General features: G+C 63.2%; 24 protein-coding genes. 5 read left to right on the forward strand and 19 right to left on the reverse strand.

Annotated elements, in window-relative coordinates; translation table 11 throughout:
• Window positions 1-22: 22 nt before the first annotated feature.
• The 13 genes from EN859_RS13080 to EN859_RS13140 form a co-directional block, all read right to left on the reverse strand.
• Window positions 23-859 carry a BtpA/SgcQ family protein gene (locus tag EN859_RS13080; protein WP_127854507.1) on the reverse strand — a complete coding sequence of 279 codons (837 nt, stop codon included), beginning with the start codon at window positions 857-859 and terminating at the stop codon, window positions 23-25.
• The gene (locus EN859_RS13085) at window positions 856-1,764 is read right to left on the reverse strand and encodes a PfkB family carbohydrate kinase (protein WP_127854508.1); all 909 of its coding nucleotides are present in this window, start codon (window positions 1,762-1,764) and stop codon (window positions 856-858) included. The genes EN859_RS13080 and EN859_RS13085 overlap by 4 nt, the downstream gene beginning before the upstream one ends.
• A 3-nt stretch (window positions 1,765-1,767) precedes the next feature.
• Complete coding sequence (locus EN859_RS13090; RefSeq protein WP_127854509.1) at window positions 1,768-2,538, reverse strand: glutamine amidotransferase; 771 nt, start codon at window positions 2,536-2,538, stop codon at window positions 1,768-1,770.
• A 43-nt stretch (window positions 2,539-2,581) separates the two neighbouring features.
• Window positions 2,582-3,673, reverse strand: coding sequence for a phosphotriesterase (locus EN859_RS13095; protein WP_127854510.1), 1,092 nt, complete (start codon window positions 3,671-3,673; stop codon window positions 2,582-2,584).
• Window positions 3,674-3,677: 4 nt separating this feature from the next.
• On the reverse strand, window positions 3,678-4,688 hold the full coding sequence (locus tag EN859_RS13100) for an ABC transporter permease (protein WP_127854511.1): 1,011 nt from the start codon (window positions 4,686-4,688) through the stop codon (window positions 3,678-3,680).
• Window positions 4,685-5,485 (reverse strand): ATP-binding cassette domain-containing protein, encoded by an 801-nt coding sequence (locus EN859_RS13105; RefSeq protein WP_127854512.1) that lies wholly within the window; start codon window positions 5,483-5,485, stop codon window positions 4,685-4,687. The genes EN859_RS13100 and EN859_RS13105 overlap by 4 nt, the downstream gene beginning before the upstream one ends.
• A gap of 73 nt (window positions 5,486-5,558) precedes the next feature.
• Window positions 5,559-6,497 carry a substrate-binding domain-containing protein gene (locus EN859_RS13110; RefSeq protein ID WP_127854513.1) on the reverse strand — a complete coding sequence of 313 codons (939 nt, stop codon included), beginning with the start codon at window positions 6,495-6,497 and terminating at the stop codon, window positions 5,559-5,561.
• A gap of 119 nt (window positions 6,498-6,616) precedes the next feature.
• The gene (locus tag EN859_RS13115) at window positions 6,617-7,228 is read right to left on the reverse strand and encodes a cupin domain-containing protein (RefSeq protein WP_127854514.1); all 612 of its coding nucleotides are present in this window, start codon (window positions 7,226-7,228) and stop codon (window positions 6,617-6,619) included.
• Window positions 7,229-7,400: 172 nt separating this feature from the next.
• Window positions 7,401-8,270, reverse strand: a complete 870-nt coding sequence (locus EN859_RS13120) for a patatin-like phospholipase family protein (RefSeq protein WP_127854515.1) — start codon at window positions 8,268-8,270, stop codon at window positions 7,401-7,403.
• Entirely contained in the window at window positions 8,267-9,652 is a 1,386-nt protein-coding gene (locus EN859_RS13125; protein WP_127854516.1) for a pitrilysin family protein, read from the reverse strand. Before EN859_RS13125 ends, EN859_RS13120 begins: the two co-directional genes overlap by 4 nt.
• Window positions 9,652-11,016, reverse strand: a complete 1,365-nt coding sequence (locus EN859_RS13130) for a pitrilysin family protein (protein ID WP_127854517.1) — start codon at window positions 11,014-11,016, stop codon at window positions 9,652-9,654. Before EN859_RS13130 ends, EN859_RS13125 begins: the two co-directional genes overlap by 1 nt.
• 208 nt (window positions 11,017-11,224) lie before the next feature.
• The gene (gene rsmD, locus EN859_RS13135; protein WP_127854518.1) at window positions 11,225-11,779 is read right to left on the reverse strand and encodes a 16S rRNA (guanine(966)-N(2))-methyltransferase RsmD; all 555 of its coding nucleotides are present in this window, start codon (window positions 11,777-11,779) and stop codon (window positions 11,225-11,227) included.
• A complete protein-coding gene (locus tag EN859_RS13140) occupies window positions 11,760-13,898 on the reverse strand; it encodes a pseudouridine synthase (protein ID WP_127854519.1) in 2,139 nt (712 codons plus the stop codon). The genes rsmD and EN859_RS13140 overlap by 20 nt, the downstream gene beginning before the upstream one ends.
• A gap of 178 nt (window positions 13,899-14,076) precedes the next feature.
• Between EN859_RS13140 and EN859_RS13145 the strand changes: the two genes are divergently transcribed.
• Window positions 14,077-14,529 carry a nucleoside deaminase gene (locus tag EN859_RS13145; protein WP_127854520.1) on the forward strand — a complete coding sequence of 151 codons (453 nt, stop codon included), beginning with the start codon at window positions 14,077-14,079 and terminating at the stop codon, window positions 14,527-14,529.
• Between the two features lie 10 nt (window positions 14,530-14,539).
• Here EN859_RS13145 and EN859_RS13150 read toward each other — a convergent pair whose 3' ends face one another.
• Together EN859_RS13150 and ileS are read right to left on the reverse strand one after the other, a co-directional pair.
• Window positions 14,540-15,220 carry a hypothetical protein gene (locus EN859_RS13150; RefSeq protein ID WP_127854521.1) on the reverse strand — a complete coding sequence of 227 codons (681 nt, stop codon included), beginning with the start codon at window positions 15,218-15,220 and terminating at the stop codon, window positions 14,540-14,542.
• A 307-nt stretch (window positions 15,221-15,527) separates the two neighbouring features.
• Window positions 15,528-18,515 carry an isoleucine--tRNA ligase gene (ileS, locus tag EN859_RS13155; RefSeq protein ID WP_127854522.1) on the reverse strand — a complete coding sequence of 996 codons (2,988 nt, stop codon included), beginning with the start codon at window positions 18,513-18,515 and terminating at the stop codon, window positions 15,528-15,530.
• Window positions 18,516-18,805: 290 nt separating this feature from the next.
• Between ileS and EN859_RS13160 the strand changes: the two genes are divergently transcribed.
• Entirely contained in the window at window positions 18,806-19,186 is a 381-nt protein-coding gene (locus EN859_RS13160) for an antitoxin Xre/MbcA/ParS toxin-binding domain-containing protein (protein ID WP_245525560.1), read from the forward strand.
• A 2-nt stretch (window positions 19,187-19,188) separates the two neighbouring features.
• Window positions 19,189-19,623: an RES family NAD+ phosphorylase gene (locus EN859_RS13165; protein WP_127854524.1), complete on the forward strand. Its 435-nt coding sequence runs from the start codon at window positions 19,189-19,191 to the stop codon at window positions 19,621-19,623.
• 22 nt (window positions 19,624-19,645) lie between these two features.
• Here the strand turns inward: EN859_RS13165 and EN859_RS13170 are convergent, their stop codons facing one another.
• Window positions 19,646-20,449 carry a MipA/OmpV family protein gene (locus EN859_RS13170; RefSeq protein WP_127854525.1) on the reverse strand — a complete coding sequence of 268 codons (804 nt, stop codon included), beginning with the start codon at window positions 20,447-20,449 and terminating at the stop codon, window positions 19,646-19,648.
• A gap of 202 nt (window positions 20,450-20,651) precedes the next feature.
• Here EN859_RS13170 and EN859_RS13175 point away from each other — a divergent pair, with 202 nt between their 5' ends.
• Window positions 20,652-21,206 carry an HdeD family acid-resistance protein gene (locus EN859_RS13175; RefSeq protein ID WP_127854526.1) on the forward strand — a complete coding sequence of 185 codons (555 nt, stop codon included), beginning with the start codon at window positions 20,652-20,654 and terminating at the stop codon, window positions 21,204-21,206.
• A 38-nt stretch (window positions 21,207-21,244) separates the two neighbouring features.
• Here EN859_RS13175 and EN859_RS40250 read toward each other — a convergent pair whose 3' ends face one another.
• Genes EN859_RS40250 through EN859_RS13185 form a run of 3 tightly spaced genes read right to left on the reverse strand, consistent with a single transcriptional unit; the run spans window position 21,245 to window position 23,256 of the window.
• Entirely contained in the window at window positions 21,245-21,367 is a 123-nt protein-coding gene (locus EN859_RS40250; protein ID WP_281015609.1) for a hypothetical protein, read from the reverse strand.
• A gap of 35 nt (window positions 21,368-21,402) precedes the next feature.
• On the reverse strand, window positions 21,403-22,386 hold the full coding sequence (locus tag EN859_RS13180) for a bifunctional riboflavin kinase/FAD synthetase (protein ID WP_127854527.1): 984 nt from the start codon (window positions 22,384-22,386) through the stop codon (window positions 21,403-21,405).
• Between the two features lie 9 nt (window positions 22,387-22,395).
• A complete protein-coding gene (locus EN859_RS13185) occupies window positions 22,396-23,256 on the reverse strand; it encodes a TIGR01459 family HAD-type hydrolase (RefSeq protein ID WP_189501922.1) in 861 nt (286 codons plus the stop codon).
• A gap of 323 nt (window positions 23,257-23,579) precedes the next feature.
• Between EN859_RS13185 and EN859_RS13190 the strand changes: the two genes are divergently transcribed.
• A complete protein-coding gene (locus tag EN859_RS13190; protein WP_127854529.1) occupies window positions 23,580-25,532 on the forward strand; it encodes a pilus assembly protein in 1,953 nt (650 codons plus the stop codon).
• The last annotated feature ends 163 nt before the right edge of the window (window positions 25,533-25,695 follow it).

Here is a 25,695-nt window from a genome sequence, read left to right on the forward strand (position 1 = left end):
TCGGCATTTATTGCCGGCTAGGTCATCGCCTCAGCCCGGCCATGAACGTCTTTACCCGCGCGGGGTCGACCTGGTTCCACCAGACGCCGTCATGCTTCAGCGCGCTGGCGATGATGACGCCATCGACGATGCCAAGGATGTCGTTGGCGTTGTCGGGGGTGACACCGCTGCCGACCAGCGTCGGCAGGCCGGCGGCCTCCTTGATCATGCGGATGTAGCTCAGATCCGCGGCGTGGCCGGTGCGCTGACCCGTCGCGATGATGGCGTCAGCGTCGAAGAAGACCAGATCCTTGACCAGTTCCTCCACCGGGCGGTCGGCAACGATGGCGTGCGCGCCATGCTTGACATGCGCATCGGCGAAAACGCGGATGCCATTGGCGCGCAGTCTGGCGCGGTAGCGTGCTGCGCGGCCCGCCTCGCCCTCGACAAAGCCCTCATTGGCGACATAGGCATTCGCCCATTGATTGACGCGCACGAACCCCGCGCCAGCGGCACTGGCGATCGCAAGCGCCGGAATCGCGGCGTTTGCGAGCACGTTGATGCCGATCGGCTTGCCGAACTCGCGGCGAATACGGTCGGAGACAACCGCCATGTAGGCCGCAGTCTCCGGTCCGACGTCGTCTGGTTTGGCGAAGGGGATGTCGCCGTGGTTCTCGACGATCACGCCGTCGCATCCGCCGTCGAGATAGGCCCTCGCATCGTCGAGCCCGCGCTGATAGATCGCCTCTATTGCCTCGCCGCCATAGCGCGGCGCGCCAGGAAGCGGTGCAAGGTGCACGACGCCGATCACTACCTTGGTGCGGCCGAAAAGCTGGACGAGTGCGTCGCCGCCTGATTGACCGATCGAGGGCTGGGTCATGAGAGCTCCGTTTGATCGATGAGCGCCGCCATTTCAGGCGCGGAAGGACAGGATGCCAATGTGCCCGGCCGTGTCACCGCCATTGCTGCGGCCGCCAGCGCGAGCTTCAGCGCCGATGTAACCGGCATTCCCCTGGCGAGCCCGCCGGCCAGACAGCCGCAGAACACGTCGCCGGCGCCGCTGGTGTCGAGCGCCTCGACATGTGGCGCCGGCAAACGAAGTGTTCCTGCCCGGTCCGGGCCAAGCACGAGACACCCCTCGGCGCCGAGCGTGATCACGACCGTTGCGGTGCCTTTAACCGCGAGTGCGCCGGCCGCAGCCGCCATATCGTCCAGGCCGGTCAATGCTTTCGCCTCGGATTGATTCACCACCAACACCTCCGCCAGACCGAAGTCAGGCAAAGCCGCCGCATCGATAGGGCTGGCGTTCAGAACGGTGCGCGCGCCATTTTCCCGTGCTGCCCGCAAGCAAGCATTTGTCACGGCGCCTCGCAGGTTTCCTTGGCAGACAAGGATGTCGCCCGGCGCAATCCGGCGCGCAAGCGCGGTTTGCGCAATCGGATCGAATGCATCGCTGCAAGCGACGCCGCTGACGATGAAGTTCTCGCCGCCAGCATCGATGACGATGGTCGAGCGATCGCTCGGCAGGTCGAATTCGTTCGCTTGGACGTCGGACAACTCCATGTCGAGGCGGCTCCTGATCCATGCGCCTGCGGCGTCTTTGCCGAGCGCCGTCCATAGCGTCACCGCCGCGCCCGTGCGAGCGGCCGCGACGGCCTGGTTTGCACCCTTGCCACCGAGGCCGTCAGCATAGGTCGTAGCGTTCAAAGTCTCGCCTACGGCAGGGAAGCGGGCAAGGCGAAACGTCGTGTCGACACAGGCATTGCCGACGACGTGGACGTGCATCGCTCAGTTCTCACCGGTGGCCCAGCCAAGCATCTGCTCGAACAGAGTCTTGTAACCTTTCCAGGCGATGAACTCCGGTGGCAGCCAATGCGGCCCGACGTCGGATGTCCAGGCCACGGTGCGGCCCTTGCCGTAGTGGCCGGTGACGAGCAGCGGCAGTGATCCGTATTCCGACGACACGGTGGCCAGAACTTCCGACCCCTCTTTCAGGGTCACCTCGTTGAAGCCAAGCAGGATCGGCCAGTCCGACCCGAGACCCTTCAGGATGGGATGGCTGGACGAGCCTTTCAGCACCGGCGCAAAGCCTTCCGGAACCTCGATGCGGTCGTCGACCGCAAGGCAGTTCACCGGCAGCACCTCCTCGACCGGCGTCTTGCGGTAGCGCGCGCCGCCATTGATGCCTTGAAAGCTGTAATAGCCGCCGAACATCAAAAGCCCGCCGCCGGCGCTCACATAGTCGCGCAGCAGGCGCAAGCGATTCGGCGTTCTCTTCGAGTGAACCCAGGTGTCGGGATGCAGAAGCAGCGTGTTGGCGCCGATGTCGGAGAGCACTACCGCGTCATATGCCGAAAGGGCCTCAATCGTTTGCGGAAAGGTGCGCTGCGCCTCATGCGCCGGCATGAAGGTAACGTCGAACTCGGTCGCCTTCAGCGCGTTCAGCAATTCGTCCGCACCGGTGTGGTAAGTGACCGTCGGAAACTGGTCGAAACCCTTGATATGGGTCGCGGTCGACACCCAGGATTCACCGGCCAGCAGGATCTTTTTCTTAGACATTTGAACTCCGTCGTAGGTCTAGGCCGCAGCAAGTCTGGGCTGCTCATGTCTGCCGCGAGAACACGGCCTTCGGATTGGCGATCAGCATGCTGTCGATGGCCGGCTGGTCGACGCCATGCCGTTTCAGACGCGGTACGAAATGCTTCAGGATATAGCCGTAGCCGAAGCCGCCGAAGCGGGTCAGCATGATCTTGAGGAAGACATCCTGCGAGAGCAGCAAGCAGTCGCCGAAGCCCGCTTCGACAAGTGCCGCGATTGCTCGCGCATTCTCTTCATCGGAGGGTGATTGCGCGTCCTGATCGGCATAATAATAGTCCATGCCGATCATGTCGTATTCGAGGAACGCGCCGCGCCGGGCGAGGCTTGTCTGATAGTCGGGATCGTTATGGCTGGGATTCATGTGGCAGAGCACGGTGTGCCGGAGATCGGCGCCCTCGGCCTCCACGACATCGAGCACCTCGTGCGCCAGGCGCTCCCAGCCTGGCAGATGGATCGACAGCGGCACACCGGTGATGCGTGAGGCTCGCGCGGAAGCTTTCAGTGACTTTCGCTCCTCGGGAGTGAAGTCCCTACTGATGCCAACCTCGCCGATCAGGCCGGCCAGGATCGGCGGCTGCGTCTCGCCACCGCCGACATCGTTGACGATGAACTCGGTCACCGCATCGACATCCATCGCCTTCAGCCATTCGGGATGGGTGTGCTCGAGATAGAAGCCGGTGCCCATGACGATCTTCAGGCCGGACATGCGGCTGATGCGGGCGAGCTTTTCCGGCTCGCGGCCGATACCGATATTGGTCGCGTCGACGACGGTGTGGCCACCCAGAGCGCGATAGCGTTGCAGCTCCGACAGCGCCAGGTCAGTGTCGTCGAGCGAAACGTTGTCGCGATTCACGTAAGGGTTCATGCGCAGTTCGCCGATGATCTCGATGTTCACCGGCTGTTCGGCGAGCGCCATATCGTCCGGATGACAGGGACATTTCCAGGTGCGCGCGCCGTCGAGCAAGATGTGCTCGTGCATCAGGGTAATTCCCATTTCCTCGACCGGAACGGGGCCGAGCACGGTCATCACATGGCCGGTTTCAACCCCGATCTCCAGCCGCTGCCTGGGAGGCGTGTCATCAAAGAGGTTGCTCATGGGCTCAACGGCTCCGCACGGCGCCGCGGAACAGGCGGAAGTTCAGCCAGATGGCAATCAGGATGATCGTTCCGGTCACGATCGGCGTCAGGAAAGGCGACAGATGCGCCAGGATCAGGCCGTTGCCGATGACGGCCACGGTAAGCGCGCCGAGCGCCGTGCCGATGATTGTTCCGCGGCCGCCGAAGAGGCTGGTGCCGCCAAGCACCACGGCAGCGATCACTTCAAGCTCGAAGCCTTGCCCTGCATTCGAGGAGCCGGACCCGAGCCGGGCAGCAATGATAATCCCCGCAAGCGCCGCCGCGGTGGCGGAAATCACATAAACGAAAAGTGTCATCAGCCGCGTGTTCACGCCGGCGCGTCTGACCGCCTCGGCGTTGGCGCCGATGCCGGTCACATAGCGGCCGAACGGCGTCCCATTGAAGGCCAGATAAGCGATCGCCAGGATCGCCAGCGCGATCAGCGCCGGCACCGGCACGCCAAGGAACCAGGCGCGGCCTATCACCGTGAAAGGGCTTCCCGGCTCGACGGGGATGGAGTAGCCGCCGGTGATCAGCAGCGCCACGCCACGGATCACCGAAAGCCCGGCAAGCGTGACGATGAAGGCCGGGATGCCCTCATAGGCTACGAAATAGCCTTGGACCGCGCCGAGCAGGGCACCCAGCGCGAGCATGGCGAGGAGGACCGCTGGCCACGGCAGGCCGAGCTGCAGCAGTGTCGCCGACAGCGTTGCCACCAGCGCCAGCACGGACCCGACCGAAAGATCGATGCCGCCTGTGGTGATGACGAACGTCATCGCCGCGGCGACAATCAGCAGCGGCGCCGACTGCCGCAGGATGTTCAAGAGATTGGGCGATGTCAGAAAGGCGTTCGTCGCCACCGAAAAGACGATGCAAACGACAAGAAAGAACAGCGCAATAGACACGACGCTGCCATTGGCGAGCATCGCATCGCGCCATGTGCCTTTCCGCACCTTTCGCGACTGAGCCGAGTGGTTTGAAGTCGCTTCGCTCATGACAGCGCTCCATCGCGATATCGACTAGCGGCGGAACGAGCGCTGAACTTGCGGCCCACGATCAGGTTGACTACGTCCTCGATATTGGTTTCGCCGATCAGCCGCTCGGCGACGTTGCGTCCTTCATACATGACCTGAATACGGTCGCATACGAGGAACAGATCCTGGAGGCGGTGGGTGATCAGAATGACGCTGACGCCGCGCGCGCTCACGGTGCGGATCAGGTCCAGCACAGCCTCGACCTCGGTGACGGCAAGCGCTGCTGTCGGCTCATCCATAATCAGCACCGACGGCTCGAAAGAGGCGGCGCGGCCGATCGCGATCGACTGTCGCTGCCCGCCGGACAGGTTTTCGACCTTGAGCCGCGTGTCGGCGATAACGATGCCGAGGCGGTCGAGCATCTGGCGCGTTTGCTCGTGCATACGCTTCTTGTCGAGAAAGGAGATGCCGGCGATGTGCCGGCGCGGCTCGCGGCCGAGAAAGAGATTGCCGGCGACATCGATCGTGTCGCAGAGCGACAGGTCCTGATAGACCATCTCGATGCGCGCTGCACGCGAGTCTGCCGGCGAGCTGAAGGTCACCGGCGTTCCGTCAATCTCGATTGTGCCGGCGTCTGGGATTACCGCTCCCGACAGCACCTTGCTCAACGTCGACTTTCCCGCACCATTGTCGCCGACCAGCCCCAGGACCTCGCCAGGCTTCAGCGTCAGGGACACGTCATCGAGCGACTGGATGGCGTTGTAGTGCTTCGAGATGCCGCTCATCCGCACCCGATAGGTCTCGCCACTGCTCATCATTGGATCCCACGGGGTGTGCAAAGCGTCCGCGGCACGGCCTCGAGCGGCGCCGCGGATCGGTCATCGGCGCAGTTTACTTGAACATCGCGCGGTATTGGTCGACATTCTCCTTGGTCACGATCGTCACCGGAATGTTGATGATCGGCTCGACCTTTTCGCCCTTCTTGAGCTTGGCCAGCGCTTCGACCGCGGCCTTGCCCTCGCCGGCCGGATCCTGCTGGACGACCGCCACCACCCAACCATCGTCGATGCCCTGAATCGCCTGCTTGGTCAGGTCCCAGCCGAACACCTTGACGTCGCCGGTGCGGCCTTGGCTGGTTACAGCCGAAACAGCGCCGAGCAATGCCGGCTCGCCAGTCGCATACAGCGTCGTCATGTCCGGATTGGCGGTCATCAAATTCTCCGAAGCGCTCAACGCGGTCTCCTGAACATTCTGGCCGTCGACCGTATCGAGGAAAGTGATCGCCTGGCCGCTGTCAGTGACCGCCTTCTTGAAGCCGTCGAGCCGCTGGTTCTGGATGAACGAATTGAGCGCGCCGACGATGCCGATCTTGGCAGTGCCGCCCATCTCGGATTTCACATAGTCGGCGTAGAATTTGCCAATATCCTCGCCGGCCTTGGTGTTGTCGACACCGATGAACGCAACGTTGTCGCCGTCGGGAATCTGCGCGTCGATGGCGATGACGGGAATGCCGGCCGCCTTGGCGGCGGTGATTGCAGGCTTGACGCCGTTCACATCAATAGCGACCAAAATGATGCCGTCGACTTTCTGGGTGATGTAGTTCTCGATCGCGTCATTTTGCGCGCTCGGCACGTTGTTGGCATTGAAGATGACCAGCTTGGCGCCGGCGGCATCGGCCGCCTTCTGCGCGCCCTCGTTGATCTGGTTGAAGAAAAGGGCCTGCTGGTTGATGTTGACGAGAGCGAACGTATCGGCGAGCGCTGACCCCAGGGCTGTCGAGCACATGGCAACGACAGCGGCGCAACCGACGAGAAGTTTGAACAGACGCATTTCGGTTCCCCTTGCTTGCGGGCCAAACCTCGTTCGGCTGGTCCCATTGGTGCTACAGGCACGAGGCACAATTCAAGACACTTGAATATTTGTCAATGCGTTTGAAAACAGAACATCGATCAGAAAGTCGCCGGCGTATTGACCCAGAAAATGCTGGCTCGTTCCTTGCCGATGTTGCGGTAATGATGCGGCAGTTCCGACCTGAACACAAACGCATCGCCAGTGGCGAGATCATGGCTCTTCCCGTCGACAATCAACTCGATCCGGCCAGCCAGCACATAGCCGACCTCCTCGCCGACATGCTGGATGGGACCTTCACTTTCGCCGTCTGTCTCGATATGGTGGATATTGCACTGCAGCAGGTGGCCAGGCGAATACGGAATAACGCGCTCGAGCGAAATACCCTCGCCGCGCCTCAACGCGTCGAGCGTGATCAACGGCCGCTCGCCGGCGCGAAACACGATCGCCTCGTCGTCGTCGACCTCCTCGAACATCCAGCCAATATTGGTATTCAGAACCTCGACCAGACGGTGCAGCGTAGGCAACGACGGTGAAGCCTTGCCGTTCTCGATCTTGGACAAAAGGCTTTCAGAGCAGTTCGCAGCAGTGGCCAGCATCTTCAGCGTCATGCCACGTGTCTGGCGGGCAAGGCGCAAGCGCGTTCCAAGCCGGGCGGCATTTACGGTGGCGTCCATTTCGGACTCTGGCCGTCGCCGATCGATTTTGTTCATCCGTTCGCCAACCGTTGAAAGTCAGGGACAACTGTCGCGCGAGCAAAAGACAGCAGCGGCCAATTTGCAAGCGGTGATCTGTCAATTCGACGCTTCAGCCGCGTCTGGACTGTTTGACAACGCAGATAACGCAACCTCAGTCTTCAGCGCACCAGCGGAAATCCAACCACCCTCACCCACTCAACTGCTTGCTTCGTTTGGCTTTGGCGGCGCCGATATACGCCTCGATCGCCCTGTCGATCTCCCGCTTCAGCTCGTCCTTGATGTCGGCCGTTTCGGCCAGCAAGGCGTCGATCTTCATGAAGTCGAGCACGCGGTATTTCGATACCGCTGGACGGATCAGGATGTCGGGCTGGCACTGGTTCAGCTTGTTGGCGATGATCGACTGCATCATCAGCTGCGTGGCGCCGAACATCAGGTCGACGGAGGTCGGGTGCTTGCGCTCGGCCTCGGTCGGCGCGCCGACCACATCGACGGCAATGATGATGTCGGCGTCCGTCTCGATCAGGTCGAAGGGCACCGGGTTGTAGATGCCACCGTCGATCAGCAGCCTGCCGTCGCGCATCACCGGGCGGAACACCGCCGGGATCGCCGCCGAGGCGGCCAGCGCCGAATGCAGGTCGCCGTCGGCGAACACGGCGAGCTTGTGGCCGAAGAAATCCGTCGCCGTCACCTTCAGCGGTATCTTCAATTCGGCGAAGCTTTCGGGGATGGCATCGGGCAGGAACGCCCTGAGGATGCGCTCGACATTGAACTGGCTGACCCTCAGCCCGCCCTGCAGCGCCTCGGTGAAGGTGCCGGGCCGCGCCCGCCACATGCGCGTCGCCACTTCGGCGGGGCGGCCAAGGATCGAGCGGGCATAGGCGTGGATGTTCTTGCCGGTCATGCCCGACGCCATGCCGGCGCCCATGATGGCGCCGATCGACGAACCGGCAATGGCGACGGGCTTGATGCCCAGCTCGTCCAGCGCCTCGATGGCATGGATATGCGCCAGCCCGCGGGCACCGCCGCCGCCAAAGGCGATACCGAAGGTCGGGCTCATCCCTTGCCTCCCGCCGCCGGCCCTACGACCATGACGGCCGGCTCGACGGAGAGCAGCTTTTTCGCAGCCGCCTTGACCTGGTCCAGCGTCACGCCGTTGATGAGGGCGGCGCGGCGCTGCATGTAGTCGATGCCGAGCCTGTCGAGCTGCAGCTCGACCAGCGTCGCTGCAATCGCGCCCGAGGAATTCAGATTGTTGATGGCGTAGGCGCCGATCATGTATCTCTTTGTCGCCGCCAGTTCGGCTTCGGTGGGTCCCTCCTCGGCCATCTGCTTCACCACCTGGCGTACCAGGGCCAGCGTCTCGGCGGCCCGATCAGAGCGTGTCGCCGTGGTGACGACGAGAGCGTCGGCGTGCTGGTGGTCGACCAGATCGGAACTGACCCCGTAGGCCAGGCCGCGCTTTTCGCGCACTTCGTCATAGAGGCGCGAGGTGAAGGTGCTGCCGCCGAGGATCTCGTTCATCAGCACCGCGGCGAAGAAATCCGGCGCGCTGCGCTTGACGCCGGGATAGGCGAGCTGCAGCGAGGTTTGCGGCAGGTCGTAATTGACCTCGAGCTGCTGGCCCAGTTTCGGCTCGACATCGGCGACCGGGATGAGCGCCTGCTTTTCAGGCAGGCCGCCGAAGACCGCGTCAAGCTTCTGTTTCAAAGTTTCGGCATCGATAGCGCCGACCACCGCCACATGCAGGCCGTCGCGGGCGAAGTTCGCCTTGTGGAAGGCGCTGAGATCGGCCGGCGTGATCGTTGCGATGCTCTGCCTGGTGCCCTGGTCGGGCCTGGAATAGGGGTGCGTGCCATAGATCGCTCGCAGCCATTTGCGCTGGGCGACGGTGTTGGGGTCGCGCTCGTTGGAGATGATGCCGGACAGCACCTGGGCACGGATGCGATCGATCGGTGCTTGGTCGAAGCGCGGATGCGTGACCGCCAGCCGCAACAGGTCGAACGCCGCGTCCTTCTGCTCGGCCAGCATGCGCATCGAACCGTAGGTGCCGTCGCGCGCCGCATCGAAGCTCATCTCGGCGCCGGCGTCGTCGAGCTTGATCTGGAAGGCCTCGCTGTCGAAATCGCCGGCGCCTTCGTCGAACAGGCCGGTCATCAGGTTGGCAAGCCCTTCCTTGCCGGGCGGGTCCTGCGTCGTGCCGCCGTCGAAGACGAAGCGGATGGCAATGACCGGCACCGAATAATCCTCCACCAGCCAGGCGGTGATGCCCTTTGGCGAGGTCACCTCCTGGATGTTCATCGCCGCGCGGGCGGAAAGCGCCGGCAGGATCAGGAAGAGGATGGAGAGGAACAGGATCATCAGCAGGGAGCCTGGCGCGGCTCTCCCTTCTCCCCCCGTGGGAGAAGGCAAGATCGGGCGGCGCATGAAGCTCGTCATCATCAATTCTCCGCCTGGGTTTGCGGCAGCAAATAGCCAGTCGTCGAATGGTCGAGATCGAGATAGCGCGCGGCGACGTCCCTGACCTCGTCGACGGTGACCTTGCGGATGCGGTCCGGCCATTCCAGGACATCTTGCACGCTGCCGCCGGTGGCCAGCGTCGAGCCGTACATGTTGGCCATGTCGTCCTGCTTGTCGCGGGCGAAGATCACCGAGCGGACGTAACGGTCCTTGGCCTTCTCCAACTCGTCGCTGGTGACGCCGTCCTTAGCTATACGGGCGACCTCGGCATCGACCGCCGCCTCGACATCGGCCAGCCTGGCCTCGCCGCGCGGCGCGGCATAGACGGTAAAGTTGGTTGCGTCGAGCATGGTTCCCTGGAAGACGGCGCCGGCCTCGGCGGCAATGCCCTGCTTGACCACAAGCTCCTGGTAGAGCCGGCTGCGGTTGCCACCGCCGAGGATCTCGGCCAGCAGGTCCAACGCCTCGGCCTCGCCCGGCTTTGCCGTGTGATAGGACGGAACCACCCACTGCGTCGAAAAACCCGGCACGCTGACGCGGGCATCGGTGAGCGTCACCGTGCGCCTGGTGTTCTGCTCCGGCTCGACCGGGCGGATGCGCGGCGGCAGGTCCGGACCACGAGCGACCTTGCCATAGGTTTTCTCGGCCAGCGCCTTCACCGTCTCCGGCTCGACGTCGCCGGCAACCACCAGCACGGCGTTGTTGGGCGTGTAATATTTGTCGTAGAAGGCCTTGGCGTCGGTGCGGTTCAGTTTCTCCATCTCCTGCATCCAGCCGATCACCGGAATGCGGTAGGGCTGGTTCTGCCAGAGCGTGGCGTCGACCTCCTCGTCGAGCACTGCCTGCGGATCGCTGTCGATGCGCGAGCGGCGCTCCTCGAGGATCACGTCGCGCTCGGTTTTGATGACATCGTCGTTGAGAATGAGATTGCGCATGCGATCGGCCTCGAAGCCCATCATCTCTCCGAGCGCCGACGGCACCACCGTTTCGTGGAAGGCAGTGTAGTCATAGGAGGTGAAGGCGTTGTTGGAGCCGCCGATGGCGGAGACGGCGCGGTCGAACTCGCCGGCCGCATGGTTGGTGGTCGCCTTGAACATCAGATGTTCGAAGAAATGGGCAATGCCGGACTTTCCGGGCGGCTCGTCGGCGTTGCCGATCTTGTACCACACCATATGGGTGACGATCGGGGCACGGTGATCGGGGATGACGACGACCTCCATGCCGTTGTCAAGCAGGAAATCCGCCACATGGCCGTCGTCCGTGGCGGCCAGAACCGGAGCCGTTGTCACCAGGGCCAGCGCAATCGCAGCAAGTGTCCCGCGCAGCCAGTCAGACTGAAGTTTCATCGATGGCTCCGGTTGTCATGGCTGGACGATAGGCAAGGTTCTTGGTCGAGGCAAAGTGATTTGTTGGTCATTCTGGGCGATCGTTTCGGACAAATGATGGCGCTGGCCTAACCTGGAGAGGCGAAATCGCCGCAGCCGCTTTTTCCTCGCCCCCGCGAAGTGGGGAGAGAGGTGGCCGCGAAGCGCGCCGGAATCGCAAAATCAGAACTCAGGCAACCTCGATAAACCGGATGACCGTCTCGCCATAGCCGCGCTCGTCGACGACCGAAAAGCCAGGCCCTGCGTCGAAAGGCGCCACTGCTGCTTCCTCGATAACGCAGAGCGCACCGGGCGAGAGCCAGCCGCCGGCGCTGGCCGAGCGCAGAGCGCGTTCGCCCAGGCCCTTGCCGTAAGGCGGATCGGCAAAGACCAGGCCGAAGGCGGCGAGCGTGCCGGCGTCGCCGAGCTGGGTCGCGTCGCGGCGGAATATCTTGGTGCGTCCGGTCAGGCCGAAGGCCTCGACATTGGTGCGGATCAGGCCGCGCCCTTCCGCCGATTCCTCGATGAAGACGCCATAGGATGCACCGCGCGACAGTGCTTCGAGGCCGAGCGCGCCGGTGCCGGCGAACAGGTCGAGTACGCGCGCGCCTTCGAGGTTTTTCGGAAAGCGATGCGCCAGCACGTTGAAGACGGCCTCGCGGGTGCGGTCGGTGGTCGGGCGGATGGCATTGCTGCGCGGCGTCGCCAGCGGACGCCCGCGAAACTCACCGCCGACGATCCGCATTGCTTCCCCTTGGACCCTTCGGGCCGCCGCGCGGCCGCTCGCCGCCCTTGCCGTCGCTGTTGACGGAATTTGGACGATCATTACGCGGCTTGCCGAACGGCTTTGCACCTGATTTGCCGTGGGGTTTGAACGAGGCCTTGCGCGCCTTGGTTTCAGCTGCCTTGGCGGCATCGGCTTCCGCCCTGCCCTTGCCGATCGGCCGCGCGCCCGGCGCCATCCAGACATTGGCCTTGCGCTGGCCCGGCGGCTCGATCGCCCGCTGCTCGCGTTCGGATTTCTTCCCGCCCGGTTTGCCGCCGAAGCCACCCGGCCTCGGCCCGCGATCGCCGAAGCCGCCGCGCTCCGGCTTGGGGCCGCGATCGCCGAAGCTCTTTTCCGGCCCAAAGCTTCTGTCGGGCCTTGTCGACAGCTTGCCCAGCGCCTCGTCGCGTGTGCCCTCGCGGCGCTTGCGATTCTTGATCAGGCCGCCCTCGCCGATCGGCCGACGCTCTCCGTCGCGGGTGAATTTCGGCCGCTCGGTTTCCTCCGGGCGCGGTTCCGTCCGCCGCACCGGCTTGTTGGAAAACGGCTTGGTGATCTCGGCGTCGAAATTGGCGCCGGACTCCTCGACCAGACGCTCGCCGAGCTGGTCGCGCAGCACGCGGCCCTTGATCTCCAGCACATGGCCCTCGGGCAAGTCGTCGAGCTGGAACGGCCCGTAGGAAATGCGGATCAGCCGCGTCACGTCGAGGCCGAGGGCGCCGAGGATGTTCTTGACCTCACGGTTCTTGCCCTCGCGCAGGCCGATCGTCAGCCAGGCGTTCGAGCCCTGCTCGCGGTCAAGCGTAGCCTCGATGGCGCCATAGAAGACGCCGTCGACGGCGATGCCTTCGCGCAGGCCGGCGAGCGCGCTCTCCTCGACCTTGCCGTGGACGCGCACACGGTAGCGCCTGAGCCAACCGGTGGCCGGCAATTCGAGCACCCGCGACAGACCGCCATCATTGGTCAGCAGCAGCAGGCCTTCAGTGTTGATGTCGAGCCGGCCGATGGTCATCAGCCGCGGCAGGTCGGCCGGCAGCACGTCGAACACTGTCTTTCGGCCTTCCGGATCGCGATTGGTGGTGACCACGCCGGCCGGCTTGTGGAACAGGAACAGCCGAGTGCGCTCGATCGGGGGGATTTCCATGCCATCGAGATGAATGATGTCGCCAGGCATCACGTTGAAGGCCGGCGAGGACAAGACCCGGCCATTGACCTTGACGCGGCCGGCCGCGATCAACTCCTCGGCGTCGCGGCGCGAGGCAAGGCCGGCACGGGCCAGCCGCTTGGCGATGCGCTCGCCGGCCTCTTCCGTCGCCTCGGCAAGACGCGGGCGCGGCTTGAAGCCGCCGCCTGATGCCCCCTGTGCCCTCTGGGGCCGATCGCCGCCGAAATCGCGCTTCGGCCGGTCACTGAAGTCCCGCTTGGGACGGTCGCTGAAATCGCGCTTGGGGCGGTCACTGAAATCGCGCTTGGGGCCGTCGAAGCGCCTTTCGCCGTGGTCGCCTTCGGCAGCAGCCGGCCGGTCGCCGCGTGGCGCGTAAGGCTTGCGCGGCCCTTCACGCTTCTCATACGGCTTGCCTTCGCCACCTTCACCCGCCTCGCGCGGCTTGTACTCGCGCTTCGGTCGCTCGCCCTCGGCTGCCATCGGTCTGTCGCCGCGCGGCGCGTAAGGCTTGCGCGGCCCTTCACGCTTCTCATAAGGCTTGCCTTCGGGGCGCGGCCCCTTGCTGAATGGCCGTTCGCCGCCCTTGAAATCACGCTTCGGCCGCTCGCCCTCGGCCGCCATCGGTCTGTCGCCGCGCGGCGCGTAAGGCTTGCGCGGCCCTTCACGCTTCTCATAAGGCTTGCCTTCGGGGCGCGGCCCCTTGCTGAATGGCCGGTCGCCGCCCTTGAAATCACGCTTCGGCCGCTCGCCCTCGGCCGCCATCGGACGTTCGCCGCGCGGTGCATAGGGTTTTTTCGCACCGAAGGATGGCTTGCCGCCCTTGCCGGCGGCGCCGTCGCGGCCGCGTGGTCCCGCCGCTTTCGGGCCACTCTTGCCCGATGCGTTCTTGCTCGGGCTTTTTTTGCCCGAAAATTTCTTGTCGTTGTCGTCCATGTGGCCTTTGCTCATCTGCACCGTTACAGCGCGGCGTCCTTTCGGACGCGCAACGGACGCTGTAGCACTTTGATTTGGCGCATGATCTTTTCTGAAAACCGATTCCGGTTTTCTGGGTCACGCGCTAGATAACAGGATCGCCGTCGAGTGGCGAGGAGATAATCGGAATGGAAACCGCTTGAAGCGCCCGGATTTCATGGCGCTGGCGCTTAGAGAAGCCGCAGCCGCCGCCCAGCGTGGCGAAGTGCCGGTCGGCGCTGTCATCGCCCACGGTGGAACGGTCGTTGCCAGTGCCGGCAACCGCACCCGCGAGCTTGCCGATCCTACCGCCCATGCCGAGATGCTGGCGATCCGCGAGGCTTGCCGCAAGCTTTCCAGCGAGCGGCTCACCGGCCACGACCTCTATGTGACGCTGGAGCCTTGCGCCATGTGCGCCGGCGCCATTTCATTCGCCAGGTTGCGCCGGCTCTATTTCGGCGCCGCCGACGAGAAGGGCGGCGCGGTGGTCAACGGCGTGCACTTCTTCGCCTCACCAACCTGCCACCATACGCCCGATATCTATGCGGGCATGGCCGAGAACGACGCGGCCCTGCTTCTCAAGGATTTTTTCCGGGAGCGACGCGAGTTGTAGAGCCGTCAGATTACCAGGGCAGCCAGTCGAACATGCCGCCGCTCTTGCTCTTGGCGGCTGCCTCCTTCTTGAGGCGGCGTTCCTTCTTGTATTCGTCCTCGCCGAGATCGCCCTGCGGCGCGGTGCCGGCGGCAACGCGATAGTCGAGAGGTGGTTCGCTGAGATATTTGCGGGTGTTGGGATCGCCCTGCTTGCTTTCGGCAAGGCGGCGCTTGATTTCGTCGGCGCGGCCCTTGTCCGAATCCGCCGGCGTCCAGCGCGGTGGATGGCTCGAGCCGGAATCCGCCATCGCCTTCTTCACCGAGGTAGGATCGGTCTGCACATCATCGACGATCTGCGCCTGGTAGGCCGGATCGTCTTGGTGCAGCGTGGCGTCGGCGCGCAGGCGGGCGCGGCGCTGCTCAGGCGATTCGGGCCAATCGGCGCTCGCCGTCTCGATGCTTTCCTGCGGCGGCGGCAATTGTTCCTTCTGCCCCGGTGCCGGCTTCACCAGTTCGGGGCGCGGCTTATAGTCGATCTTTTCCTTGCGTTTCGGCGCGAACGTAAAGGCGTTGGTGAGATCGTCTGCAAGCTGGGTGGCAGCCGGCTTGTCGGTGCCATAGGTGGGCGAGCCCATGCAGCCGGACAGAGCGAGGCTTGACACGACAAGCGGCGCCAGCAGCGCAACGCGCGCGTAAGTTCTCTCGGTCATGCCAAAAAGTTCCACTCTAGACAGCCTCTCGAAAAGCCACCGGCCAAAGGTCCGGTCCCCATCGTCCATGCTCTTCCGACGGAAATCCGGCGACAATTTGTCGTCCGGAGTTTCGCGTGTTTACCTCAACCACTCATTAACGGCAACGCGCGGGGGCCGATCGGCCGCCCGGCGTGGCATTTGTGCACCGATATGGTGATCTGGCTGCGCATGTCATTATCCCAAAACCGCTACACACTTTTGGGCGACATGCATTGCCGTGCATGTCGTTATCCCAAAACCGCTAAACACTTTTGGGCGACATGCATTAAAGCCGGCCAAGCGCCTTCAGCTCGTGCAGGACTGCGGCATCCCGCGCCGAAACGTCGGGGAATTCCGGGTCCTGCCCGACATCGGCCGTGTAGCGCCAGGAGCGCGCGCATTTCACCAGGCCCCGGTCCTCGGCCTTCTCAACCACCACGGCGACGCCCCTGACGTCGTCCAGCGTGAAGGCGCCCGCGGGCGCCGTGCCATGGACGATGACGAGATCGCTGGTGATTGCCATCTCGGCCATGTCGACATCGGCGATTGCGGCTTCGAGAGCTGCATCGTCGAGGGTGACGAGCGGCACCGCTTCCAGCGACGAACCGATGACCTTCCGGGCGCGGGCGATTTCAAGCGCGCCCGTGACGACACGGCGGACCTGTCGTACCTTGCGCCACTTTTCCGCCAGCGCCTCGTTCTTCCAATCTGCCGGGACTTGCGGGAACTGGTCGAGATGCACCGACACGGTGTCGGGGTGACGGTCGAGCCAGGCCTCCTCCATGGTGAAGGGCAGCATCGGCGCCAGCCATTTCACCAGGCAATCGAACAGATGGCGAACCACCTGCACGGAGGCCTTGCGCTTCACGCTGGACGGCGCCTCGCAATAGAGCGCGTCCTTGCGGATATCGAAATAGAAAGCCGACAACTCGACCACCATGAAATCGAGCAGCGTGCGGGTGATGCGCTTGAAGTCGAAGGCGTCGTAGCCCGAGCGCACGACATCGTCGAGTTCGGAAAGCCGGTGCAGCATCAGCCGCTCCAGTTCCGGCATCTTTTCCAGCGGCACCGTCTCGCCAACGTCGTGGGCGAGCGTGCCCAGCATCCAGCGGATGGTGTTGCGCAGCTTCCGGTAGGCGTCGATGTTGGTCTGTAGCACGTTCTTGCCGAGCCGCTGGTCTTCCCAGTAGTCGGTTGTCACCACCCACAGCCGCAGGATGTCGGCGCCCGATTGCTTGATCACATCCTGCGGCACGACGGTGTTGCCGAGCGACTTCGACATTTTCCGCCCCTCCTCATCCATGGTGAAGCCATGGGTGACGACGGTGTCGTAGGGCGCCCGGCCCCTGGTGCCGCAGCTTTCGAGCAGCGAGGAGTGGAACCAGCCACGATGCTGGTCGGAGCCTTCGAGATAGACGTCGGCCGGCCATTTCAGGTCGGGCCGGTCCTCCAGGGTAAAGACATGGGTCGAGCCGGAATCGAACCAGACGTCGAGGATGTCCGTCACCTGCTGCCATTTCGAGGCGTCGTGATTGCCGAGGAAACGATCCTTGGCGCCGGCCGCGAACCAGGCGTCGGCTCCCTCCTTTTCGAAAGCGTCCATGATGCGCTGGTTGACCGCCTCGTCCCTGAGCACGTTGCCTTCGGTATCGGCGAAGACGGCGATCGGCACGCCCCAGGCGCGCTGGCGCGACAGCACCCAGTCGGGACGTTCCTCGATCATGGCGCGGATGCGGTTCTGGCCGGCGGCTGGCACGAAGCGCGTATCGTCGATGGCCTTCAGCGCGCGGCTGCGCAGCGTCGTGCCGTCGCCGAGATCCTTGTCCATATAGACGAACCATTGCGGCGTGTTGCGGAAGATGATCGGCTTCTTCGAGCGCCAGGAATGCGGATAGGAATGTTTCAGCCGGCCGCGTGCGAACAGCGCATTGCGCTTGATCAGCTCCTCGATGACCGCCTGGTTGGCGTTGCCCTTCTTGCCGTTGTCGTCGATGACGCGCGCGGCACCGCCCTCGCGGTCCGGGCCGAAGCCCGGCGCGTCCTTGGTGAAGAAGCCGGCATCGTCGACAGGGAACGGGATCGCGGTGTCGACACCGCGCTTGAGTAGGTCGGCCACCGCATCCATCCAGGCGTCGAAGTCCTCGCGGCCGTGGCTGGGTGCGGTGTGCACGAAACCGGTGCCGGCATCGTCGGTGACATGCTCGCCGGCGATCATCGGCACCGGGAATTGATAGCCATCGGCGAAGCCCCTGAAGGGATGCGAAAGCGTAAGGGTTGCAAGCTGTTCGGCCGAAACGCTGTGAAGCCGATTCAACGTCACCTTGGCCTTTCCCGCGGCGTCCTCGGCCAGCGCGTCGGCAAAGATCAGCTTCTCGCCGGGCTGAGGGCCGAAAGCGTTCTCGGCCGCCGTCACCTCATAGAGGCCATAGGCGACGCGCGGCGAATAGCTGACGGCGCGGTTGCCAGGCAGCGTCCAGGGCGTCGTCGTCCAGATGACGACATGGGCCTCAAGGAGGTCGAGCGAGGCTTCGGTCAGTGTTGCATCCAGGGTTACCGGCTGCCCGGACTCGACGTTTGCCACCGGCCGGACCAGGCTGGCGACAGGGAACTTCGCCCAGATCATATCCGACTCATAATCCTGGTACTCGACCTCGGCCTCGGCCAGCGCAGTGCGCTCGACCACGCTCCACATCACCGGCTTTGAACCGCGGTAGAGTTGGCCCGACATGGCGAATTTCAACAGTTCGCCAGCGATGCGCGCCTCGGCATGGAAGGCCATCGTCGTATAAGGATTTTCGAAGTCGCCGACGACACCCAGCCGCTGGAACTCGCCGCCCTGCACCTTGATCCAGTGCGCGGCGAACTCACGGCATTCCTTGCGAAACTCGTTGACCGGCACCTCGTCCTTGTTCTTGCCCTTGGCGCGGTACTGCTCCTCGATCTTCCATTCGATCGGCAGGCCGTGGCAGTCCCAGCCCGGCACGTAGTTGGAATCGTAGCCGCGCATCTGGAACGAGCGGTTGATGACATCCTTGAGGATCTTGTTCAGTGCGTGGCCGATATGGATGTTGCCGTTGGCGTAGGGCGGGCCGTCATGCAGCACGTATTTTTCGCGGCCGGCGGCGTCCTGGCGCAGCTTTCGGTAAAGGTCCATGTCCTGCCAGCGCTTGACCAGCAGCGGCTCCTTTTCGGGCAAGCCGGCGCGCATCGGGAAATCCGTCTGCGGCAGATAAAGCGTCCTGGAATAGTCGATGGTTTCAACAGTGTCGGTCATTGGTCTGCCATGTGCATTGCCCGGCGGCAAAAGAGCCCGGGCGTTGAACTATCATGATCTGGAAAAAGCGCGAGAGGCCGCGCGCAAGATTCCCGGCGGCTCCGGCGGCGGTCACGCCGCCCGGAACACCGGGCCTGTAATTCGTATCGTCGGCGCGACAAGGCACAAAGAACTCGTCATGGCTGGGCTTTTAACCGAGACAGGCGATATTGAAAAGCCCGAACTCTCCTTGCAGCATGTGCCAATTGCGCCTATGTTGCGGGGCAGATGGCAGCCTGCAGACGAAGGAGATGCCTGTGACAGTCCCGGCAAAGGCAATTCGCGCTACACACGACTTTTCCGTCCCTACGGACAAGCTCGATCATCTGCGCAGTCTTGGTTTCAGCAGCGATGAACTCTACCGCATAGTTGCGCCACGCCGCACGCTGGCTCGCCGCAAAGAGCATGCCGAGCCGCTTTCGCCTGCTGAGTCCGATCGCGCCCTGCGCCTGGAACGTATAGCCGAACACGCGGACCGGGTATTCGGCAGTCATGAGAAGGCCCAGCGTTGGCTGCGCAGTGAGATCATTGCATTGGACGGCGCAAGGCCGATCGATCTTCTCGAGACGGAAACCGGCGCCCACGTCGTCTTCGAGGAGCTTATCCGCATCGACTACGGTATGTTTGCCTGACGATGCGCATCTGGCGCATCTCCAATTTCGCGGATCTTTCAGGTCGCGGCGGAATGCTTATCGATGGAAGGTGGCACAGGCACGGGACGCCGATCGTCTATTGCACCGATCACCCTTCGACAGCACTTCTGGAGATACTGGTGCATGCGACGCGGCAAACCGTTCCGGATACTTACCAGCTTATTGAAATCGACGTTCCGGAGGGCATCGAAACTATCGAGCCAGTCATCGATGACGGCTGGGACAAAGATGTGGAATCAACCCGACAGCAGGGCACGGACTTTCTTTCGGCCAATCGTCATGCGCTCATGAAAATTCCATCGGCCATAATGCCGAAAGCGAGCAACTATCTGCTCAACCCAAACCATGGCGACGCGCCGCGCATCACCATTGCTAGCCTATACCGCTACCCGTTCGACAGTCGGCTGATCAAATGAAGCGGGTCGGGCGGTTGTGCCCTCACATCGAGAAATCGAAGCGGTAGGTGGTCGACACGCCGACCGTGAACTGGTTGCGGTCGCCACGCTCCCTGACCAGGCTGGAATCGGCCGCCGGACCCATCAGGCGGGAATATTCGCCGAACAGGCTGGCGGTCATCGGTTCAGTTACCTTCCAGGTTACCGCACCGCCCACGCCGGTCGACTTCACGCCGCCGCCCGGATGGTATTCGCTCAGGCCCGAAGCGACGGCCTCCTGCGCATTGACGCCGTAATAGGCATCGAAATATCCTGATGAGGCGAACGAGACGCGCGGCCCACCGGAAATCCTGACATTCGGCGTCACGTCGTAGAAGGCGTCGGCGGCGATGTCGGCGACAAAGCCGTTATGGGCGCGAATCCCGTGCCGCAGCTCGGCGCGGGCGCGCAGCCAGTCCAAGGGATAAAATTCGAAGAAGCCGCCCGCCTCGCCGCCCCAGCGCACCGGGTCGAGACCCTTCAGTTCATCGTCGCTGTCCCGGAAGAACAGGAACTTGCCGGTCAGGCCGGCGCGGACGCTGCCGTCGTCGATCAGCGCCAGCGAGATGTTGTCGTTGCGCGAGGTGAAACGGGCCGCGGGACCAGCCTTGCCGAGCAAGATGATCGGCTGGGCGCCGAGCAGGTATTTCTTGCCGCCCTCGAAATTCGGCGCGACCATGCCGGTGGCGCCGACCGTCAGGTACCAGTCGCCAGACAGCCAGCCGAGAGCGCCCTCGCCGGCAAGGGCTACGGGTGTGCCCAGCATGAAAATAGCCAAAACCAGCGGAATCGCCCTGACAGAACGCATTTTCACTCCATACGCGAAACATGCCGGTAGAACATCCGGCTTTCCGAGAGCCATGGCGCCAGTTCGGTAAAGTTTGATTTAAATTTGAAACGGCTGCTTGCTTTTTGGCGTGCACCTGGTGCCAGCTGCTCGCTGGACGGGCAAGGCCTTCGGCGCTACCCTCCAACTTGGCAATAAGCCAAGCCCGGCGGAGATGACGGCAATGACCCTGCGCAGCGATGCCCTGGATGATGCGATCGAGCGGACGCGGGCAAAATGGGGATGGTTCGTCGGGCTCGGCGTGCTGCTGCTCATCCTCGGCGGCATCGCCTTCGGCAATCTGTTCATCGCCACCGTCGCCTCGGTCTATGTCGTCGGCTGGCTGATGCTGATGGCTGGCGTCATCGAGATCGTGCATGCCTTCGGCGTGAAGACATGGGGCCGTTTCTTCTACTGGCTGCTCAGCGGCCTTCTCTATGCTGTCGCCGGGTTCTTCGCTTTCGACAATCCGATCCTTGCCTCGACGGTGCTGACTTTTCTGCTGGCGGTCGCCCTCGTCGCTTCCGGCGTGCTCAGGGCCTGGGTGGGCTACAACCACCGGCCGGAACGCGGCTGGGGCTGGATCGTGGCGGCCGGCGTCATCAGCGTGCTGGCGGGCCTGGTCATCGCCATGGGTTGGCCGGTCAACAGCGTGTGGGTGCTCGGGCTTTTCCTGGCGATCGACCTGATCTTCCAGGGCTGGACATTTATTGCCGTTGGCCTGGCGTTGAAGAGATAGTCTCAGCTTCGTCATTCCAGGGCGGGGCGAAGAAGTAGTTACACCAGATTGAGCAGCGTCACCGAAACCGGCGCCAGCGCGATACCGAGATATTGCGTGGTGTCGATTTTCATCGACGATCGTTGGACGCTTTGGCCACGGCCTTCGATCAGTTGCTTCACAGTCGCGCGCTTTTCGGCGGCGCTTTCCGGAAACGTCAGAAGGCGATAGCGCGGTCCAGGTCCGATAACGGCCTGACCCCGGCGAGCAGCGCCCTCGCCTCGGTCTCGTCGCGCTTCATCTGCACGACCAGCGCGTCCAGCCCGTCGAACTTCACCTCCGAACGCAGGAAGCCGAACAAGGACACCGCGCAAATCTCGCCGTAGAGATCGCCGGAAAAGTCGAAGACGAAGGTTTCCAGCAGCGGCGCACCATTGTCGTCGACGGTCGGGCGGCGGCCGAAGCTGGCGACACCGTCATAAAGCGTGCCTTCGGCGCGGCGGAAGCGGACGGCATAAATCCCTTCCTTAAGAGTCGCTTCCGGCGAAAGCCTCATGTTGGCGGTCGGAAAGCCGAGCGTGCGGCCCAGCTTCTGACCGCCGATCACCTCGCTCTCGACGGTGAAGCGGTAGCCGAGCAGGCCGGCGGCGTCCGCCACGGCGCCTTCGCCGAGCAGTTCGCGGATGCGGCTCGACGACACCACCTCGGCGCCCTCGTCGCGGAAGGCATCCACCAGCGTGACGCCGAAACCGTGGCGCTCGCCGGCTGCCATCAGAAAGGCAGGGCCGCCTTGCCGGTCCTTGCCGAAATGGAAATCGAAACCAGTGACGGAGTGCGTTATGCCGAGGTTCTTTTCCAGCACATCGGTCACGAAAGCCTCCGCCGACAGGGAGGCGAAGTCGCGCGTAAACGGCTGTTCGACCAGCGCGGCAAAGCCCAGATGCGACAGCAGCCGCGCCTTCATCGGCGGCGGGGTCAGCACGAACAACGGAATGTCGGGCCTGAACACTTTTCGCGGGTGCGGCTCGAAGGTCAGCACCAGGGCCGGCACGCCGCGCCGCGTCGCTTCTGCAAGCGCGCGTTCGAGCACCGCCTGGTGGCCGCGATGAACGCCGTCGAAATTGCCGATCGCCACCACGCCGCCGCGCAAATGCGCAGGCAGCGGGGTAGTTGCGGAAATGCGTTCGAAGGTTGCCGTCATGGTCTAAACCTATTGCAGTCTCGGAATGACGGCGACCGGCCGGTAGCCATGCTTCTCCAGGAAGGCCGCCAGCCTGGCGGGATCGGGTTGCAGCGCCTCGCCATAGTCGCGGGCATGGATGCCGCCCGACACGTAGAGCACATCGAAGCCGTTGTCGGCCGCACCCTTGATATCGGTCATCATGCCGTCGCCGATAGCCAGCACTTGCGAGCGCTCCACCGGGCGGCCGAGAAGATGGGCAACCTCTTTCATCGCGACCTCATAGACCGGCGCATAAGGCTTTCCGGCGATCAGCGTGCGCCCGCCGAGTTGCGCATAGTCGCGGGCCAGCGCCCCTGCGCACCAGATCATCCGCTCGCCGCGCTCCACCACGATGTCGGGATTGGCACAAATGAAGGGCAGGTTCCTGGCACGCAGCCGCTGCAGAAGATCGGCGTAGTCTTCCGGCCTTTCCACCTCGTCGTCGAACAGGCCGGTGCAGACCACGCCGGTTGCCTCGAATTCCTCGACGAGATCGACGTCGAGGCCGTCATAGAGCGTGAAATCGCGGTCGGGGCCGATGTGGAAGATCTTTCGTGGACCCTCGGCGATCAGGTCGCGGGTCACGTCACCGGAGGTGACCACGTGGTCATAGGCAGCCGCCGGAACGCCGATCGCATCCATCTGCGCCACAACGTCAGCGCTGCGGCGCGGCGAATTGGTGATCAGCACGACAGGCAGCTTCGCCGCGCGCGCGGCGGCCAATGCCAGAGCCGCCGCCGGAAAATGTCGTTCGCCATTATGCACCACGCCCCAGACATCGCACAGTATGGCCGAATAGGCTCCCGACAGATCCGCGAGCGAGCCGATGATGTCGGGCAAATGCGCCATGCCGTTTTCCCAAGTCATGATCATTGCAAGAGCCGCAGCCGACGGTCCGCCGCAGCCGGTCCGCATTAGCCGAAGCGCTTCACCCTGTCACCAGCTTTCGGCATCTCCGAAGGCTGCCGCCAGGCGATCGGAGAAAGGCCGCGGTGAACGAGAACACTATTCCGAAGGCGACCCAATCGAAGTCACATTGCCACGAAAGGTCGCCTGGTTAACGGGCTTTGAAAGGGCGGCGTGATCTTGGACGTATTCCGGCAACCTGAAATTTAAATATTTCTGGGCATGGTCGCGCCGACAATTGGATCCTGGCAGGGGTGCTGTAGGCAATGATCCGCACATTCGCGCGCGACAGGCGCGGCAATTATGCCTTGATGACCGTTATTGCCATGGTGCCGCTCATGGGCGCCGTTGCGATTGCGGTCGACTATACGGAACTGCTGCGCCAAAAACACGAAACGCTGAACGCGCTGGATGCTGCCGGCCTCGCCACGGCCCAGCAGATCGTCTCCGGCGCAAGCGATGACAGCGCCAAGGCCTATGCCAAGGATTTCTTCGAAGCCAATCTGAGGCATGTCAAGCCGGCGAATACGACGCTGACCGTCACGCTGCCCAACAGCAACGCAGGCGGCGGCACGCTGAAACTGCAAGCCGCCCTGAAGTATCAACCGTATTTCCTGCCGGCAGCGGCCATGCTGATCGGCAAGTCCGCCAGCGCCACCGAAGTCGGCTTCACCGCTACTTCCGAGGTCCGGCTCAAGAACACGCTGGAAGTCGCCCTCGTGCTCGATAATTCCGGCTCGATGAATTATCTCGGCTCCGGCACTGGCGAAAAGCGCATAGATCTCTTGAAGGACGCCGCAAAGCAGCTTGTCGATACGCTTGCGTTGCAGGCCCAGCAGATGAAACAGGTCTCCAAACCGGTGCAGTTCTCGCTGGTGCCATTTGCCGCCTCGGTCAATGTCGGCCCCACCCATGACCAGGACACTTGGATGGACCAGGACGGCATCTCCCCGGTACAGCACGAGAATTTCGACTGGACGAAGATGACTGAGGCGAATGATTCGAACAAATATGCCGAGAAGGTCTACGGCGTCTGGTACAAGCGCGGAGCCGGCTGGGGTGACAGTAAGGACCAGCCGCTGACCCGCTTCAGCCTCTATGCCGACATGACCGTCGAGTCGGGTCGCGAGGAGGTGCCCAATACGAAGCAGTACATCTGCGACACCTACAAGAAAAACGGCACCTGCGATAAAGGCCATTGGACTACCCCGGAATACATCTACACGACGAGCCGCTATGCAAGTTGGCAGGGGTGCGTGGAGGCAAGGCCGTACCCCTATAACGATGACGACACGACGCCGGATACCGCCGACCCGGCCACACTGTTTGTTCCGATGTTCGCGCCGGACGAAGCTGGTACCCTCTGGCGAGACTTCAACCGTGACGGCACCAACGACATCGTCAGCGCCAACTACGGGTACGGCAACAACTGGTGGGCCGACTGGCCCTATGATCCAATCGACCCGACTGCTTCACAGCGGCAGTCGGACATGCGCAAATATTTTCTGGTCAAGCCTTACGGCTCCGCATCTGCCGCCTCCGGGGATGGTCCGAATGCGTCCTGCACGACCAACCCGATCACGACATTGAAAGACGTGAGCCAGGATGCGCAAAAGCAAGTGATCAAAGACGCTATCGACGCGATGGCGCCGAACGGCAATACCAACGCGCCCGAGGGGCTCGCCTGGGGCTGGCGGACGGTGTCGAGCAACGAACCCTTCACCGAAGGCCGGCCGAACAGCGAAAGAGGCAACGACAAGGTGGTCATTGTGCTGACCGACGGCGCCAACACCTATTCTGCCCTCAGCGACAGCCTCTATGCCAACAACCGGTCGACCTACGCCGCTTACGGTTACACCGGCCCGAAGGCGTCGCAAAGTGTGACCCGCATGTTCATGAACACAAGCGTTCCGAAGACCACCTACACCGCCACCAACTACACCGCCGCGCTGGACGAGCAGATGAAGACGCTTTGCGCCAATGCGAAGAATTCGAACATTATCGTCATGACCGTCTCGCTCGACCTCGTCGATACCAACGCAGACGAGAAAAAAGCGATGGCCGCGCTCAAGAGCTGCGCTTCGGACTCGCGCTTTCGCAAGGACCCGACCGATCCGAGCAAGCCTGCGAAGCTCTACTGGAACGCGACCGGCGCGACGCTGTCGGACGATTTCAAGGAGATCGGCAACGAGTTGTCGAACCTGCGCATCGTCGGCTGATCGGCACATTGCCGATGCGAAACGCCCCGCCCGACGGCGGGGCGTGTTTTTGTTCAGCAGCTGCCGGCACCTGTTTGGTTAGCGCTTGATGAAATACCGAACGCGCAATCGACCGGTTTCCCAAACCCGCCCTTCAGCGTTTTGTGAAACTGTGGCCGCATTG

The sequence above is a fragment of the Mesorhizobium sp. M00.F.Ca.ET.216.01.1.1 genome, from assembly GCF_004010325.2.
Taxonomy (GTDB): Bacteria; Pseudomonadota; Alphaproteobacteria; order Rhizobiales; family Rhizobiaceae; genus Mesorhizobium.